The 16,944-nt window shown below is 59.9% G+C and carries 12 protein-coding genes; 2 read left to right on the top strand and 10 right to left on the bottom strand.

Going from position 1 to position 16,944, the window contains the following annotated elements:
- A partial coding sequence (locus ALO80_RS13915; protein WP_144434222.1) for an Ig-like domain-containing protein occupies nucleotides 1-3,736 on the bottom strand: 3,736 nt, incomplete at its 3' end.
- A gap of 139 nt (nucleotides 3,737-3,875) precedes the next feature.
- On the bottom strand, nucleotides 3,876-4,712 hold the full coding sequence (locus ALO80_RS13920; protein ID WP_055009415.1) for a sulfotransferase family protein: 837 nt from the start codon (nucleotides 4,710-4,712) through the stop codon (nucleotides 3,876-3,878).
- Nucleotides 4,713-5,076: 364 nt separating this feature from the next.
- On the opposite strand from ALO80_RS13920, the gene ALO80_RS13925 reads away from it, so the two are divergent.
- Both ALO80_RS13925 and ALO80_RS13930 read left to right on the top strand, forming a co-directional pair.
- Complete coding sequence (locus ALO80_RS13925; protein WP_055009416.1) at nucleotides 5,077-5,667, top strand: phage tail protein; 591 nt, start codon at nucleotides 5,077-5,079, stop codon at nucleotides 5,665-5,667.
- A 53-nt stretch (nucleotides 5,668-5,720) separates the two neighbouring features.
- The gene (locus ALO80_RS13930; protein ID WP_055009417.1) at nucleotides 5,721-6,032 is read left to right on the top strand and encodes a DUF6916 family protein; all 312 of its coding nucleotides are present in this window, start codon (nucleotides 5,721-5,723) and stop codon (nucleotides 6,030-6,032) included.
- On the opposite strand, the gene ALO80_RS13935 is transcribed toward ALO80_RS13930, so the two are convergent.
- From ALO80_RS13935 to ALO80_RS13970, 8 genes are all read right to left on the bottom strand, one after another.
- A complete protein-coding gene (locus ALO80_RS13935; RefSeq protein WP_055009418.1) occupies nucleotides 6,033-6,542 on the bottom strand; it encodes a GNAT family N-acetyltransferase in 510 nt (169 codons plus the stop codon).
- 29 nt (nucleotides 6,543-6,571) lie between these two features.
- On the bottom strand, nucleotides 6,572-8,668 hold the full coding sequence (locus ALO80_RS13940; protein WP_055009419.1) for an HlyD family efflux transporter periplasmic adaptor subunit: 2,097 nt from the start codon (nucleotides 8,666-8,668) through the stop codon (nucleotides 6,572-6,574).
- Nucleotides 8,668-9,990 carry an efflux RND transporter periplasmic adaptor subunit gene (locus ALO80_RS13945; RefSeq protein ID WP_055009420.1) on the bottom strand — a complete coding sequence of 441 codons (1,323 nt, stop codon included), beginning with the start codon at nucleotides 9,988-9,990 and terminating at the stop codon, nucleotides 8,668-8,670. The genes ALO80_RS13940 and ALO80_RS13945 overlap by 1 nt, the downstream gene beginning before the upstream one ends.
- Nucleotides 9,987-10,736 carry an efflux RND transporter periplasmic adaptor subunit gene (locus tag ALO80_RS13950; protein ID WP_375233022.1) on the bottom strand — a complete coding sequence of 250 codons (750 nt, stop codon included), beginning with the start codon at nucleotides 10,734-10,736 and terminating at the stop codon, nucleotides 9,987-9,989. The genes ALO80_RS13945 and ALO80_RS13950 overlap by 4 nt, the downstream gene beginning before the upstream one ends.
- Nucleotides 10,737-10,822: 86 nt before the next feature.
- Nucleotides 10,823-12,940, bottom strand: coding sequence for a putative bifunctional diguanylate cyclase/phosphodiesterase (locus ALO80_RS13955; RefSeq protein ID WP_055009422.1), 2,118 nt, complete (start codon nucleotides 12,938-12,940; stop codon nucleotides 10,823-10,825).
- Nucleotides 12,941-12,949: 9 nt separating this feature from the next.
- The gene (locus ALO80_RS13960) at nucleotides 12,950-13,339 is read right to left on the bottom strand and encodes a response regulator (protein ID WP_055009423.1); all 390 of its coding nucleotides are present in this window, start codon (nucleotides 13,337-13,339) and stop codon (nucleotides 12,950-12,952) included.
- Nucleotides 13,324-15,054, bottom strand: a complete 1,731-nt coding sequence (locus ALO80_RS13965; protein ID WP_055009424.1) for a PAS domain-containing sensor histidine kinase — start codon at nucleotides 15,052-15,054, stop codon at nucleotides 13,324-13,326. Before ALO80_RS13965 ends, ALO80_RS13960 begins: the two co-directional genes overlap by 16 nt.
- Before the next feature lie 169 nt (nucleotides 15,055-15,223).
- The gene (locus ALO80_RS13970) at nucleotides 15,224-16,732 is read right to left on the bottom strand and encodes a sigma-54-dependent transcriptional regulator (protein WP_055009425.1); all 1,509 of its coding nucleotides are present in this window, start codon (nucleotides 16,730-16,732) and stop codon (nucleotides 15,224-15,226) included.
- Nucleotides 16,733-16,944 lie beyond the last annotated feature (212 nt).

Here is a 16,944-nt window from a genome sequence, read left to right on the forward strand (position 1 = left end):
TCCAGGTAATACCGCCATCGCTGCTGCTGACCGCGCTCAGCGTGCCGTTCGGTACGCTCAGGTCTGCGTTGGTAAAGCCGCTCACTGCCTCGCTGAAGGTGATAGTGACCAGTGAGGTTTCACCTGCGGTCAAGGCATTGTCCGACATCGCGATACTGGCTGTCGGGCGCGACGTGTCGATGGCGTAGTTATTCGAGGTGCTCAGCCCGCTGCCTGCGTTACCCGCCAGATCGGCCACGCCACCGTTGTTCAGAATCACCGAATTACTGTTGCTGGTAATCCCTGTTGTCGGCGTCAGGGTTGCGGTCCAGGTGATACCGCCATCGCTGCTGCTGACTGCACTCAGGGTGCCGTTGCTGACGTTCAGATCGGCATTGGTGAAACCGCTCACCGCCTCGTTGAAAGTAATGGTGACCAGCGAGGTTTCACCGATGGCCAGCGCGTTGTCGGCCACTACGATGGTCGCCGTCGGGCGCTGCGTGTCGATGGCGTAATTGTTGGAGTTGATTGTGCCGGTGCCTGCGTTGCCGGACGCATTGGCCACACCCGTTGCATCCAGTGTGATCAGGTTGGTGGCGTCGGTCACGTTTGCGGTTGGCGTGAAGGTCGCGGTCCAGGTGACGCCGCCGTCGCTGCTGCTCACCGCGCTCAAGGTGCCATTGGCGACGCTCAGGTCGGCATTGGTGAACCCGGTCACGGCTTCACTGAAGGTAATGGTCACCAGCGAGGTTTCGCCCGCAGAAAGAGCGCTGTCGGCTACAACCACTGTGGCGCTCGGGCGTACGGTATCGATGGTGAAGTTGCCCGAGTTGCTGGTGCCGGCCCCGGCGTTGCCAGCCAGATCCGTCACGCCTGCGTTGTTCAGACTGATCAGGTTGGTGGTGTCGTTGACGTTGTTGTTCGGCGTGTAGGTCGCCGTCCAGGTAATGCCGCCGTCGCTGCTGGTGACGGTGCTCAAGGTGCCGTTGGGCACGGTCAGGTCGGCATTGGTGAACCCGCTGACGGCCTCGCTGAAGGTGATGGTCACCAGCGATGTTTCACCGGCCGTGAGGCTGGCGTCTGCCACCAGAATGCTTGCGGTCGGACGCTGGGTATCGATGGCGTAGTTGTTCGAGTCGGTGGTGCCCGACCCTGTATTGCCTGCTGCATCGCTGACGCCCGTGTTGGCCAGGGTAATCACATTGGTACTGTCGGTGATGTTGTTGGTCGGCGTAAACGTCGCAGTCCAGACAATGTTGTTGCTGGTGGTCACGGTACTCAGGGTGCCATTGACAACGGTCAGGTCTGCGTTGGTGAAACCCGTCACCGCTTCGCTGAAGGTGATGGTCACCTGTGAGGTTTCACCAATGCTCAGAGCGGTGTCGGCCAGCACGATGGTTGCGGTTGGGCGCGACGTGTCTATGGCGTAGTTGTTGGACGTGGCGACGCCTGATCCGGTGTTGCCGGACAGGTCCTGCACACCGGCCCGGTTCAGGCTGATCTGGTTGACAGTGCTGGTCAGGTTGGCGGTCGGCGTCAGGGTCGCGGTCCAGGTTTTGCCGCCGTCACTGCTGCTCACGGCGGTCAATGTGCCGTTGGCCACCGAGAGGTCGGCATTGTCGAAGCCGGTGACCACTTCACTGAACGTAATGGTGACCAGTGATGTTTCGCCGGCCGCCAGTGCGGTATCTGCCACCGCGATAGTCACTGTCGGCGGAACGGTATCCGAGACTGCATAGTTGTTGGAAGTCACTGTCCCGGTGCCGATATTGCCGGCAGAGTCCTGCACCGCCGATAACGGCAGGCTGATGGCATTGGAGCTGTCAGAAATATTGCTGGAAGCCGTAAGAGTAGCTGTCCAGGTAATGTTGTTGGTGGTCACCAGGTTGCTCAACGTACCGTTGGGCACGGTGATCTCGGAGATTTCCAGGCCGAAGACCGGCTCACTGAACGTGAAGGTGACCAGCGATGTGCCGCCCGAACTCAGCGACGAATTGGCAATCACGATGCTGGTGCCCGTTGGTGCAGTCGTGTCAGCAGTGTAGGTGGCGTTTAGCGTACCGCCGTCGTTGAAGATATTATTGACGGCGGCAGGCGAGGAGCCATTGGTGCCGCCGCTGATCGCTTGTCCGCCAGATCCGCTGCCACCTACGTTGCCGCTCATGGCCGAGTTGTTGGCGGAGGTGATATTGACGGTGCCTTTGTTCCAGATTGCTCCGATACCACGGCCACCGTTGCCACCAATCGTGCCGCCACCGCCGCCGCCACCGCCTGCACCGATGTTGTTGCTGATGGTTGAAGTGCCGATGATCGCCAGAGTGCCGGTCGATGCGTTGTAGATGCCGCCGACCGCTGATCCGCCTCGGCCGCCATTGGCGTCATAACCCGAACCGCCGCCACCGCCACCGATGGTGCGCCCGTTGCTGGTCGCAGTGCCGCCTGCGCCACCGTTGGTGTACCCGGAAACGCCAAGGCCCCCCGCGCCGCCACCCGCAGAACTACCGCCTTTACCACCCATGTACACAGTGTTGAACCCTGCACCGTTGCCGCCGGTATTGGCTGACGGGGACGTAGGGGTGTAAGTCCCGGCACTGCCACCTGCAGCACCGTTTTGCCCGCCGATACCGCCGCCACCGCCGCCGCCACCACCTACGGTGGGCGAGAGGACGCCACCACCGGCGCCACCGCCTGCTGCCGCGTTTGCAGTGACCGTGACGTTGCGTAGCGTGAGATTGCCGGCATTGTTGATACCGCCGCCCAGTGCATCAGAGGCCGCAATGGTCGCACCACTGCTGGCACCCGCAGTACTGGCCACGCCTCGGGTAATGATCACGCCATCGAGTGTGGCTGTGACCCCGGAATTGACCCTGATCACGCTGGTTCTGTTCTGCCCGTCCAGCGTGACGTCAGCAACGCCGTCGTTGTTCAGGTCGCCATCGAGGGTGATGTTCTTGCTGACCACCAGCTGGCTTTGCAGTGCAACGGTCATGCCGGTCGAGAAGGTTACGATATCGCCGTTCTGGGCGTTGGTCAGCGCTTCACGCAGACTGCCTGTGCCGGTGTTGCTGGTGGAGGTGACTGTAAAAGTTGCCAGCCCCCACTGGTAAGCGTCCATTGACTGTTGCGACAAGGCGCTCACGCTTTCAATGCTGCCGGTGGCAATTTCCAGGTCCCAGTCGCCGCCTACGCCGGTGCGGTTAGTGGACGCAGCAATATCGCGTCCGGTAAGGGCAGCCAGCGAGTCGACAAAGCTCAGGCCGGTGTCGCCCTCGGCGGTGTTGCAGGCGTAGATCAGAATATCGCCACCGACATTCATGTCGTTGCCGATTTCGGCCAACAGAGCGCTGCGTTGCGCGATGTTGTCAGCAGAAACGTAGCTGTTGCCCAGCCAGAGGTCGCCGGAGTTACCGTGTGCAATGATCTGCACTGAGCTGACGCCCTGATGAGCCCCCAGGTAATCGGCAATCTGTTGCAGGCCATCCTTGGTGGCGTCCAGTTCGACCACTTGCGCACCGGGCGCAACGCCTGCCAGCAGGCTGGCCGAATCCTTTACCCGTGAATCGACGAATACGACAGTGGTGCCAGGCACGGCGGCAGGGGTCGCGGCCACGTCCGAAGAGGCTGGCGCTTGCGCGTGATGGTCGTTGCTGGCGCTGTTGGCCTGCTCGGCGCTCTTGGCCGAGGCGTCCGGCGTCGGCTGGCTGTCCGGCTGGGCCGCTTCGGCGACCGTTGCCGCAACCGCACCGTCGAACAGCATGCGCGGTTCGAGAGACATGATCATGGGCGAAACAGGGGAGGTTGCACTCGACGGTGCACGCTTTGTAGTCCGCGACTTTTGTTTATTCCACCACATGCTGCTCACCAGAGATCGAACGTTACGAGTGATAAAGCCGCCGTCAGTTGACGGCGGCGTCTGATTTCATGCGGATGACATTGGCTGCGCTGGCAGACCCGTCATTCCAGAACGACAACTTTGAATACTGCTCGAACAGGTCGGGCGGCAGGATGGTGGGCCTTTGCTCCAGCGCAACGCGCGGCTTGACCTTGTGCAAGCCTGATACGCCCAGCGCGTCATCGAACTGCGGTGCGTCATAGGCGAGGTGGTTGAAGTCGTGTTCGAACCACGGTTCGCCAATGAAGTCGTAGACCAGCCGCATGACGCGGTCCGGTGCCTGAGACAGAAGGTCGTAATCGATCAGCAGAATCGAGCCGGCATGCTCGCCGTAATAGGCTTCCTTGAGCGAGGCCCAGGCAAAGCCCACCAAGCGGTTGCGCTGCGCCAGCGTCTCGACCCGGCTGTAGACCGTATTGCGTTCCACGTCATCGTTGAACAGCTTGGTGTTTTCAAAAGGGTTGGCGCGGTACAGGCGTTCGATGCTGTCCATCACCCAGGCGACGTTACGCACGCAGGCAATCACTTTGCTTTGCGGGAACAGGTCCATGAGCGCGGGCAGGCGTGAGCACCAGCCACGGTTTGTATCGAACACCACGTCTTTATCGGCTTTGTCGGCGTAGTAGGACTCGAAAACCCCGCGCAACAAGCGACGACGCACATCGGTATTGATCACCGAGGAGAATTCACTGCCAGCGCTGCACTGGCCAAGAATACTGGAGAAAAGAGAGCCGACCGGGCTGCTCATACCCGCATGAAAGCGCGGATTTTGCAGGAGAATGGCCGATAGCAGGGTGGAACCCGATCGTGGCAAACCTGCAATGAAATGGAATTTTTGCATCCATGCGCCTCGGAAAACAGCTGTTTATACGAGTGTGTGAACTACGTAACAAAGTGCATTCATATGCTAGTAGTTCGACAGGAGCCAGCATGTCTTGAGGGATGGGAACGGTAAAAAAACCGATTCAGCGATCCTCCTACCGGTTTTATTGGGTTTTCCCGATGAAAGAATGATGAATATCAGATGAACGGTAGTGAACTTTCCGACGGCGACTGCTGAGCGTCACTGGATGTGCAGTGGTCAACGGTCATTTGCAAAAACATTTACACCTTGAAAACTGCGTCTACGCTTTTATTCTGCCACCTGTGGACCTTGGCCCCGGTGGATCGAAGTTTCCCATGACATAGAAGAAGGATGAGGGTGTATGGAAGTTTTTATGGGTTCGATCATGACGTTTGCCTTTCCATTTGCGCCTTCGGGTTGGGCGAAGTGCAATGGGCAAACACTGACGCTTAATCAATATCAGGCCTTGTATTCGCTACTCGGGATAACTTATGGCGGTACCGCCAACCAGAACTTCATGTTACCCAACCTTCAGGGGCGTGTGCCGGTCAATCAGGGTACAGGGGTCGGGCTGACCAACCGCGTCATCGGGGCTGTATCGGGCGTTGAAAAGGTCACGGTCGCCATTGCTAATATGCCGGCTCATGTCCATGCACTCAGCACGCTGACAGCGACTACCACAATCAACCTGGCCAATCCGGCGGTGACAGGGGCAACTATCGCGCCAACCGCTGACAATGCCTTCATCGGCGCGTCAAGCGGAGGACCGACTTCCGCCAATATCTTTTCGCCCAACGCGGGCAGTGCCCCTGTTCAGCAAAAGGGTGTCAGTACGGCCATCAGCGGAACCATGCAGTCTGTCGGAGGCAGCCTACCGATTGACAGCATGAACCCGTTCCTAGTGGTTAACTTCAGTATCGCGCTGCAAGGGCTTTATCCTGTGCAGGATTGATTGATACGAGCCCAGGGACGGGCTCTTCGAACAGACGTTGCTGGAGAGTGGACATGCTGCAAGATGTTACTGTCGAATATTTCCGGAATATGCTGGGTTCTGCCTGTCTGTTGCAATTGAGTGACGGCGGTCAGGTTCCCGTGCTGGTATCCGCGGTTGCCGAAAAACCGCAGTCGCGTGCCGCTCAACACAAGCGACTGCCGTTCAATGTGTCTCTTGAGTCACTTGAGCCCAGCGCGTTCGTCGACGGATCCTGTTCGGTCGAGCTGCCAGCGCTGGGTCTGTTGAGGGATGTATTCGTGTCTCGTGTTCCTGCATTGGGCCGCGACGAAAGCCTGGCCTACTACTGCATAAGCTTCAACTGATCAGCCAGCCGAAGCCTGACCTGGGTACCAGATCAGCCGCTCGGCTGCCACGTCCCGTTCCTGAACCTGAAACCCCAGCGCCAGATAATGCTGGCGCGCGTGGGGGTTGTTGGCCCAGACCACCGTTGCGACCGGACAGCGTATCTGCTCGGCCGCCTGCTGCACGCCTTGCACGATGTTACGCCCATAGCCCTTGCCGCGCGCTGCCGGAATGAACGCCAGATACAGCACGCGAATCTCGTTGTGGCCGAAATCGGTGACCAGCGCGCCGATGGGCGTGCCGAGTTTTTCAATGACATAGCGCATGGCGTTGGGGAAGTTTTCTCCCTGCCCCAGATCCTGCACGCGAAACTGCTGGGCGATGATGTCTTCAACCTGATCGCGTTCGCCGTCGATCAATTGCAGGTCGGGGCGCGCCGAGTGATAGAGCATCTGCAGAAAGGCGCTATCGGTTTCTCTCGATGGCCGCACCACCAGCCCATCGATATTGGCGAAAGGTTTTTTTGTCATGTGTGCTGTCCTCTGTCCATGTGTCAGCTTCAGAACCCGCTTTCTCTTACTCCCAAGGCGGCAAGCCTGCGCCAGGTTGCGCCCAGCAGGGATTCACTGCGGCCGTCCAGCACGGCAACACCGCGCAAGGGCTGGGAAGGCGCAGTGGTATTGTCGACCAGTTTGAGGCGTACACCATACTGACCTTGTACCGGTTCGGCGCGTTGATTTTCGTCCCGGCGTACCGCAATAGGTCCGTGGTGATCGGAACTCAGCGCCTCTTGATCCAGCCACGCCACGCCGTTGGCATCCACTTCCTGAAGCTCCACGGCCAGTGACTCACGCATCGGGTCGTCGGCAATGAAACGTCCACGGTCTCCGGGCGCGATACGCCACAAGGCATTCTCTGCCACATAACCACGAATCCGGGTGCCGTCCTCGACAATACGCAACAGCGGATCCTTGCTCGAGACCCAGCGTCCGACGCTCAACTGCGGCAGCAGATCGCGCACCTGCCCCGCCTTTGGCGCGCGCAATAACAAGCGCTCGCGACGTGCTGCCAGGCCGCGATACTCGGCAACTGCCTCGGCCAGGCGTTGTTCAAGAATGCCTGCATCGGCGGCGGTCTCGCTGCGGCCGGCCTGACGACGCATCTGTAACTGCAGAATATTGATTTCACGGCGCACGATACTTTGCCGCGAATCGATATCCGGAGATTCCAGTTCCATCAGCACCGCGCCTTGTTCGACCTTCTGGCCGTCACGCACATTGACCTGCCTGACTCTGGCAGCGGCCGGGGCATGAACGGCGGTCACGCTTTCGGCTTCCAGCATCACCGGCACCTCGACACTGCTGTGCCACGGTACGATCAGCAGCGCCAACACAGCCAGCAATGCGGTAATACTGAGCACGACGCGCGGCGCGTACGCCTGCTTGCGGTTTGACCACCAGTGAAGACATTCCTTGAAAATCGGCAGGAAGATAAACCAGCCCAGCTCCACCAGCATCAGGAAAATCCCCAGCAATTTGAAAAAAAGATGGTAGACCGCCAGCGCAATACCGAAAAACAGTGCGGCACGCCATAGCCATGAAAGATACCCCCACCACAGTAGTCGACGCTGCATGGCGGGCGACCAGGGTTCGGGGGCAGGAAGGCCATAGCCGAACAGCGCCTCGCGCAGTCGCCAGCGACACAGGGCGAAAGCTCGCCCCTGAAGATTGTCGACTTCCCACAAGTCGCTGATCAGAAAGTAACCATCGAAGCGCATGAATGGATTGAGGTTGACCACTACTGTCGTCAGCCAGGTCGCGCTGGCGAGCATGAACGCCGCAGTGCGCGCCGGTCCGTCTGGCAAGAGTGACCAGGTCAGCAGGGCGATGCACGCCAGCAACATTTCCGCCAGCACGCCACCCGCGCCGATCAGCAGTCGGGCGCGGCGATCATTGACCCGCCAGGCATCGCTGACATCCGTATAGAACAGCGGCAGCAGGACCATGAACGCCACGCCCATGCTCTGCACCCGGCATCCGGCACGTTTAGCCATGAAGGCATGGCCAAACTCATGACAGAGTTTGGCGAAAAACAGCGCTGCACCGAATGCCAGAGCGCCACCGAGGCTGAACAGGTGCGGGAAGGTCCCGATGAAGCGTTGCCAGTCCCGGGCTACCAGAAAAATTCCCAACCCCAGTGTGAGCGGCAGCCCATAGCGCAGCAGCCGTGAACCGTAGCGTGCCAGCCAAGGCCAGACCTTGTTGAGAAACGCGTCCGGACGCCAGAGCGGAATGCGAAAAAACAGGTATTGATGCAAAAGCATCTGCCACAGCCCGTGCCGCGACGCCGCAGCCTTATAGAGGTAGCTGGCGCGTTGTTCCGGGTCGCGCGCGGCGATCAGGTCATGGCCGCGCAAAAACCGCAGCAGTTCTTCAATCTCGGTGTCGCCCAACGGCAGGCCCGGCTCGCGATTGGCCGCTTGGAGCACCCGCGAAGCATCACCCAGCGCCCAATGACGCAACAGGCGAATAGCCTGGGTGCCAAGCTTGAAATAGCGGCCGCGCACCGGATCGGCCAGGGTCCAGCGTGGCGAACCGTCAAGGGCCGGGGCCGCAGGCGTGAGCTGCAAATCTGCACGCAGGTTGGGCAGGTTCATTACAGGCCTACGCTTTGACGCAGACCGGCAAGAGGACGACGCAGCAGATACAGCGCCAGCGGAGCACGGCCACCGAATACCTTGGCTGTGCCGCGCAGGCCGATCCGCGGTGGCGGCGCGTCGAGAAAGCTGGCATCCAGACGATAAGCCAGTTGCCCGCCAGGTGTGGGCTGGGCCTCATAGGCTGCCCGTTCAAGACGGGCGGCGTGACGTTGCAGCGGATCGCTGTCCAGGAACAGCGCGATTTCGGCATCCGGTTGCAGCGCGATGGCGTCGCCAACTGCGAGCTCGATGCGCAGCTCGGCCTGAGTCGGGTCGGCAATTTCCAGGAGTCGTTCGCCCGTTTGTACCGGCTTGCCAAGCCAGCGCTGAGCATCGGCAAATACCGCGATGCCGTCGCGCTCGGCGCGTACCTCACTGCGCTTCAACAGCTCGCGAGCGTAGTCGCGCTCGGCACGCTTCTGCTCGACGCGAGCCGCCAGCAGGTCGATTCGCGAACTGGATTCGGCATCGGCGAAAGAACGCTGCGAGTTGGCTTTCAGCTCAGCTTCAGCCACGCCCAGCGCACGTTCGGCTACATCGGCCTGGGCCTTGAGGGTGGTGTTCTCGAACCGCAACAGCAGGTCACCGGCCTTGACGGGCTGATTGGGTTTGACCAGAAACTCGGCCACGACGCCATCCAGCGGCGCAGCCACCACGCGTCCGCCCAGCGGTACGACCTCGGCGGGTGCCAGTACCGACTGACGCACTGGAATGAGCAGGCACAGCAGCGCGAGCACCACTAGTAAGGCCTGACGTTTGCGGTTAAAGCGCAAGCGCCAGGGTTTGCCGGGCTGCAACGCGAGCCACGCATGGCTGCAGGTATCGCCCAGTTGCGCCAGCAGGACTTGCTCTGCGGGTGTCCACGGCGTGTCGCGGGCCAGCCAAAGGCCGCCAAACACGTCACCTTTGCGGTCCTGCAACGGCAGCCAGAAAACATGCGGTGCCGACAGGCTGTTCCAGTCATCGCGCACCGACGCACTGACTGAATCCATGTGCACGACGCGCGCCGGCTTGACCCGCTCCAGCTTCAGCAACTGGCCGACGGCATGCTCGACAAAGGCTACGAATGGCGCGTTGGGTTCGATGACGCTGACACCGGTCACCGCGCGCACCTTGCCAGCGATCACCAGTGCCGCATGGCGATAGCCGAACAAGCCCTGGCTGTCGTTGACCAGGCTGTAGGCCAGTTGCTCGATCGCAGGCGCAGCGCGGGTCAGCCGTTCAAGGTCGAGAAATTGCGCGAAAACCCGTTCAACCGCGCCGGACACGGGGGCGTTCACTTCACCTCCGCAAAATGTGCCGTACCGCTCATGCCTCCCAGCAGACCCTCGGCTTTGGGCAGGCTGGCGATCAGCAGCAATGTCTGGCTACCTTCATCAATGCGTGCGCCGAGGCGCTTGACCGTGGCAGTCAGTGGCTGGCCGGTCTCGTCGGGAACGAAACTGAAGGTCTGGCCGGGCTTGAGTTTGCTCATCCAGCGCGAGGGCACCAGCAAGTGGATTTCCAGGGTACGGTTGTCGACGATCTCGAGCATCGGCGTACCGGCTGCAACGCTCTCGTAACGTTTGACCTTGCGCTCGACGATTTGCCCGTCATAAGGCGCAATGACGCTGCAGCGTTTGATCTGTACCTGATAGACGCCGGACTGCGCCTGAGTTTCGGAAAGCTTCGCTTCGGCGCGAGCCACCTCGAAGCGGCCCACCGAGTTGAGCGCCGCCAGTTGCCGGTTGTGCGCCAGTTCTTCGCTGGCACCACGGCTGGCCGCCTGCGCGGCATTGAGCTGAGCCTGATAGGCCGAGCAGTCGAAGCGCGCCAGGGTATCGCCCTTGTTGAACGACTCGCCTTCCTGGAAAGGCAGGTCAATAATACGGCCAGACAACTCGCTGGCGAGCACCGCCTGATTGGTCGCTCGCAGCACGCCTCGTGCTTCGCTGGCCGGAGCAGCTGCGCTGGCGGACGCAGTGTCCTCGATCAGCCCGGCATCGGTGGACGTTTGCGCCTGGACCAGGCTCGCCACACTTAGCATCCCTAAAAGTACAGCTTGCAAACACCGCATGCAGCGAACTCCTTCAAAAATGCATGAACGGCACCGCCTGTGCCGATCATGCCGTGTTACCCGACGCGGCGTGCCGGTGAGCGCAGAAATACCTCGAGCTCTTCAAGTGGCAGCGGCTTGCTGATCAGATAACCCTGGATTTGATCGCAATGGTTTTCGCGCAGGAACGCCAGTTGCTCGGGTGTTTCCACACCCTCAGCGATAACCTGCAGGTCGAGGCTGTGAGCCAGTTCGATGATAGCTCTGGCAATGGCCGCGTCCTGTGGGTTGCTGGTTACCTCGCGAATGAATGCGATATCGATTTTAAGCTTGTCGATAGGGAATCGGCGCAGGTACGCCAGACTTGAATAGCCAGTGCCGAAATCGTCGATGGAAATGCTCACGCCATTGGCCCGCAGGGTTCCCAGGGTGGCGATGGTGTGGGAGGTGTTTTCCATCAACGAGCTTTCCGTCAGCTCGACCTCCAGCCATTCCGGCGCAACCTTGTGTTTCTCGAGTGCCTGACGAATGTCGGCCACCAGGCTGCTGCTGGAAATCTGTTGCCCGGAAATATTGATTGCTACCTGAAACGACCCCAGCCCGGCACGTTGCCATTTCGCAATCTGGGCACAGACGCTGTCGACGACCCAATTGCCGACTTCACCGATCAGCCCCAGGCTTTCCAGCACAGGCACGAATACGGCGGGCGAAACGCCAGGCTGGCCAGGGCGTGGCCAGCGCAGCAGCGCTTCAAGCCCGCATACCCGGTTATTGTTCAGGTTCAGCTTGGGCTGGTAGACAATTTCGAAAGCCCGCTTTTGTACGGCGTCGCGTAAAGCCGCTTCAAGGTCCAGGCGCGCCGAGACGTCGGCATTCATCTGCGCGGTATAGAACCGGTAGGTGTCCGGGCCCATTTTTTTGGCGCTGTTCATCGCGGTATAGGCATGTTTGATCAGCTCGCGTGAGTCTTCGCCATCCTCCGGATAGAGAGCAATGCCAATGCTGGCGGTCATGACAATGCTCTGGCCCTCGATCTCAAAGGGCACCCGCAATGCGTTACGTATGCGGTCCAGCGTCTGACGGGTATCGGCCTGGCCATCACGAAGCATCAGGATCAGTGCAAATTGATCGCCATCCACACGGCCGAGAGTGTCGCTGGCGTTGAGGCACTCCGACAGGCGGTGGCTCACTTCCAGAAGCACCTCGTCGCCCAGCACATGCCCCCAGGTTTCATTGATGTTCTTGAAACCGTCCAGATTGACCGTCAGCGCCGCCAGCCTCCAGCGGCTGATGGCCGCCTGGGTCAAGCCCATCTGCAGGCTGGTAAAAAACAGGTCACGATTGGGCAGCCCGGTCAGCGCATCGTAGTGGGCCATGGTCAGCAGGCGTTGATCGCTTTCCTTGCGCCGGGTGATGTCGCGCACGATGCCGACGATGACCCAGTCCTCGCCGGTGCGATAGGCCTGGCGATGGATTTCGACTTCGACATCGCGCCCGCTCTTGTCGCGAATCTGGGTTTCCAGCGGTTCGCTGGGGCCTTTGCCGGCAATGATCTGGTCGTACACGACCTCAAGCTGCTCCATGGACGTTTCGCCCAGCTCGGCGGGTGTCTTGTGCGACAGCTCCTCGGCGGTATAGCCCAGCAACTGGCATGCCCGGCGGTTGAATTCGATCAGGCTCATGGTGTTGCGGTTGATCAGGAAAATCGCGTCTTCGGAGGCGTCCATCACCGTGCGAAAGCGCTCAAGGTCGATTGTGCGCTGCTGCAACTGGTCTTCGAGGATCAGGCTGTGGCTTTTCAGGTAATCGCCGAATGCCTTGAGGCGCAGCAGGTTTCGCACGCGCAGCCACAGTTCGGCGCTGTCCACAGGTTTGCTGAGGTACTCCTCGGCACCGGCTTCCAGCCCCGACAGCCGGGCGCTCTGATCACCCAGTGCCGAGAGCATGATAATCGGTATGTTGGCAGTGCTCTTGCCAGCCTTGAGCCGGCTGGCGACTTCGTAGCCGTCCATTCCCGGCATCATGATGTCCAGCAGGATCAGGTCGGGCGACTGCTGTTCGACCATTGCCAGCGCCAGTTCGCCTGATTCCGCGGTCAGCGTCCGATAACCCTGGTTCTGCAGCAGAACCTCCAGCAGGTCTCGGACATGGACATCGTCATCGATAATCAGGATGGTTGCGGCGCTCTGGGTCATATCGAATGCTCAGGTAATGGGCTGTTGAGGCAGATTTTTTTCCAGCAGGGTGTCGATGACCCGGTATAGCTCCTTGTAGCGCAACGGCTTGATGATATAAGCGTTGCAGCCCGCCAGGCGGATCTTTTCCTTGTCTTCCTTCATGGCCATCGCCGTCAGTGCAACCACTGGAATCGCTGCTGTAACAGCGTCTTTCTTCAACAGCGCTGTCGCGGCCAGGCCGTCCATTTCCGGCAGATGGATGTCCATCAGAATCAGGTCCGGCTGACGATCGCGGGCCAGTTTCAAGCCGGTTTCGGCATCGACTGCCGATAGCACGCCGTGACCGGCACTGGTCAGTAACAGTTCTGTCAGACGCATGTTCGCAGCGTTGTCTTCGATGATCAGGATCTGGGCCATTGCGCCTCTCCGGATTCAAGCGGGCGAATGGGCAGCCAGGCCACGAAACGCGCACCGAGGTCCTTTACGCTGGCAACGGCAACGCAGCCGCCATGCAGTTCGGTCAGTTGCTTTACCATCGCCAGACCCAGCCCGGTGCCCTCGAATTTGCGTGCCAGACCACTGTCTATCTGGCTGAAGGCTTTGAACAGCTTGTTCATATCGCTCTGGGCGATGCCGATTCCCGAGTCGCTGACGCTCAGTTCCAGAAACTGCTCGTAGTCACTGGACGGCAGGGGGAACCCGTGTACTGGCCAGTCACCCTCGATGAGGCCTGCCTGCGCAAACGGCACCGTACGCACGGCCAGCGTCACCCAGCCGCCGGGTTCGCTGAATTTCACCGCGTTGGCCAGCAGGTTGTAGACAATCTGCTTGGTTTTGCGCCGGTCCAGTTCAAGGAGGCCGAAATCGGCTTCTGTTTCCAGTTTCAGTTGAATGCGTTGCAGAGCCGCCTGCTCGCGAACGATCAGCAGGCTGTTGCTCAACAGTTCGTCAAGATCGACCGGTTCAAGCTCCAGCGTCATCATTCCGGCTTCGACCTTGGACAGGTCGAGAATGTCGTTTATCAGCGACAGCAGATGCTGGCCGCTGTTGAAGATATCGCCTATGTAGCGCCGCTGGGCATCGGTCATGTCACCAACCATGCCGTCCTTGAGTGCCTCGGAAAAACCGATGACGGCGTTGAGCGGCGTGCGCAGCTCGTGAGACATGGTGGCAAGGAATTCAGACTTCATATGGCTGGCGTGCTCCAGCTCGATGTTCTTTTCTTCCAGCGTACGCTCGAAACGTTTGCGCTCGGTCACGTCGCGGGCGGCTGCGAAGACGCCCTTGAGTTTGCGGTCACGGTCATGAAAAGTCGCAGCGTTGTAGGACACGACGGTTTCGGTGCCGTCGTAGGCGCGCACGGTGAGTTCGTAGTCGCTGACCTTGTGTTCGCTGAGCACGCGCTTGATAGCGGCATCGGCACTCGCCGGATCGGTAAAGAAGTTCTTGCAGGGCGCGCCGATCAATTCATCCCGGGTACGCCCGGTCAGCGCCATCATCTGCTTGTTGACATCGGAAATGATGCCTTGCGGGTCAGTCATCATCAGCGCATCGATGTTCGATTCGATCAGCGAACGGGTATAGAACTGCTGGTCCCGCAACCGCTGGTCCAGCAAGGCCTGAGCTTCCTCCTCCTGTTTGCGCGCGGTGTTATCTGTACCGATCAGCAGATAACCGATGATGGTTTCGGCGCTGTCACGCAGCGAAGTGACTGACACCATGGCCGAAAGACGGCTGCCGTCCTTGCGGATGTAGGTCAGTTCGTAGATATCTTCGATGCCACGCGAAGCCTTGAATACCAATGCCTCAAAGCCTGGCGTGATGGGCGTGTTCAACTCATGGCTGAGTGCTGCCGCGCGAAGGATGAGCTCAGCCGGGTCGGAGATGTCTGCCGGCGTGATTTTGTCGACCACATCCTCCGAGTGGTAACCGAGCATACGTTCGGCACCGACATTGAATATCTGAATAACGCCGTGTTCGTCAGTGGCGATGCTGGAGAAGTAGGCGCTGTTGAAAATGGCGTCCTGCAGCGCGCCAGTCTTGAGCAGGGTTTTCTGACGGCGAGATTCGACGATTTTCTCAGCGCGAGACTGAGCGTCGACGAGCGGGCGGTCTACTGGCGGGGTTGGCATATGACTTCCCGGTACTATCTGACCTTTCTGCCATCACGGCCGTAATCACACTTACGGACATCCACTCAAATGGATGATAAGAGGTTTGTGGACCATACCAGATCGTTATCGGCCAATCGGATATTAAATGAAGCTTTCGGAATATATTTAGATAATTGACGTCAATCCACTAGCGCTTGCCGGGAATTCCATATTTTCGCAAGCGGTGCGCAATGGCCGTGTGCGAAGTATGCAGGCGGTTGGCCAGCTGACGGGTAGACGGGTAGTCTGCGTAGAGCTTTTCGAGCAGATCCCGTTCGAAAGCTTCGACGGCATGTTCAAGGCTGTCTATCGAACTGTCGTTCTGACGTGCTACCGCAGTGCCTGCAATGTCCAGATCGCCTATATCCACTTGAGTGTGTTCACAGATGGCAGCGGCGCGGAAAATCACGTTCTGCAATTGCCGTACGTTGCCCGGCCAGCGATTGCCCAGCAGGGCAGGGTAGGTGCCATGTGCAAGCCGGCAAACCGGCCGCTGAATCTGGGCGCAGGCCTGCTCCATGAAGTAGCGGGCCAGTAACAGAATGTCCTGGCCTCGTTCACGCAGCGGCGGAACTTGCAGATTGAGGACGTTGAGACGGTAGAAAAGGTCCTCACGGAACGTCCCTTCACTGACCATTTTCTCCAGATCCCGATGGGTGGCGCTGAGAATACGCACATTGACCCTGACTTCCCGGTCCCCACCGACACGGCGAAAGCTGCCATCGTTTAGAAACCGCAACAGTTTGGCTTGCAGATAGGGCGACATTTCGCCGATTTCATCCAGAAACACGGTGCCCTGGTTGGCCAGCTCCATCAGCCCCGGCTTGCCACCGCGCTGAGCGCCGGTAAAGGCTCCGGGGGCGTAACCGAACAGTTCGCTTTCAGCGAGATTTTCCGGGAGCGCTGCGCAGTTCAGCGCCAGAAACGGTTCGCCGTGGCGGGCGCTGCTGGCGTGGCAAGCCCGTGCTACCAGCTCTTTGCCAGTGCCGGTCTCGCCCTGAATCAGCAGCGGCGCGTCCAGTGCTGCCACACGCTGCGCTCTGGCCTTGAGCGTGCGGATTGCGGCAGAGTCGCCGAGCAGGGCATCGAAGCCTTCGGCGTAATCGTGATGTAACGCCGACAAGCGTTCGCCGATACGACTGGGCAGATAAAGGGTAATCAGCGCACCCGCTTCGGTGATCGGAGTGGCATCCAGCAGCAGTGCTTCACCGTTCAGCGTGATCTCGCGCAGCGGCAGACGAAAGCCGTTTTCCAGTAATGCGACGTGCAGGCTTGGGTCGCTGAACAGCTCACCAATCGATTCGCCTGCCGGTTCGCGACCGATCAGCGTGATAAGCGCAGGATTGGCCAGCAGCACATGCCCGGCGCTGTCCAGTGCCAGCACCGGGTCGGTCATGGCTGCAAGCAGCGCGTCCAGTTGCAGATGGCGGCGCTGCCCCGGAAGGATGTCCACCACGGTGATCGCTTCCACACCGCGCACCCGGAACAACGCATCCTTGAGCTCTTCGAGCATCTGGTGGCTAAGGGTGGGCGCATCGATGTACACATTGGGCGGCACCATCTCCACCGCATCCAGATTCAGATTGCGTCCACCCAGAATCGCCAGCACTTCCTGGGTAATACCGACGCGGTCGATGAAGCTGACATGGATGCGCATGAGGCGTTGAAGGTTCGCGAGTGATGGGGCGGCAAGTATGCCTTGTGGCGGCGGGTTTGGTGAAATCCGCCGGTGAGCCTGGGCACGGTAGTGTTCTCCCAGGCAGTTCTCGTTACGCACGCTCCAGCGTGGGAATGTCCTGGGTTACGCTCTGCGTCACATATCTGTGGCGCGTCGTGCGTTCAAGACAGGACGCAGAGCGTGGGCATGAC

The organism is Pseudomonas caricapapayae, assembly GCF_001400735.1.
In the GTDB taxonomy this organism is placed as follows: domain Bacteria; phylum Pseudomonadota; class Gammaproteobacteria; order Pseudomonadales; family Pseudomonadaceae; genus Aquipseudomonas; species Aquipseudomonas caricapapayae.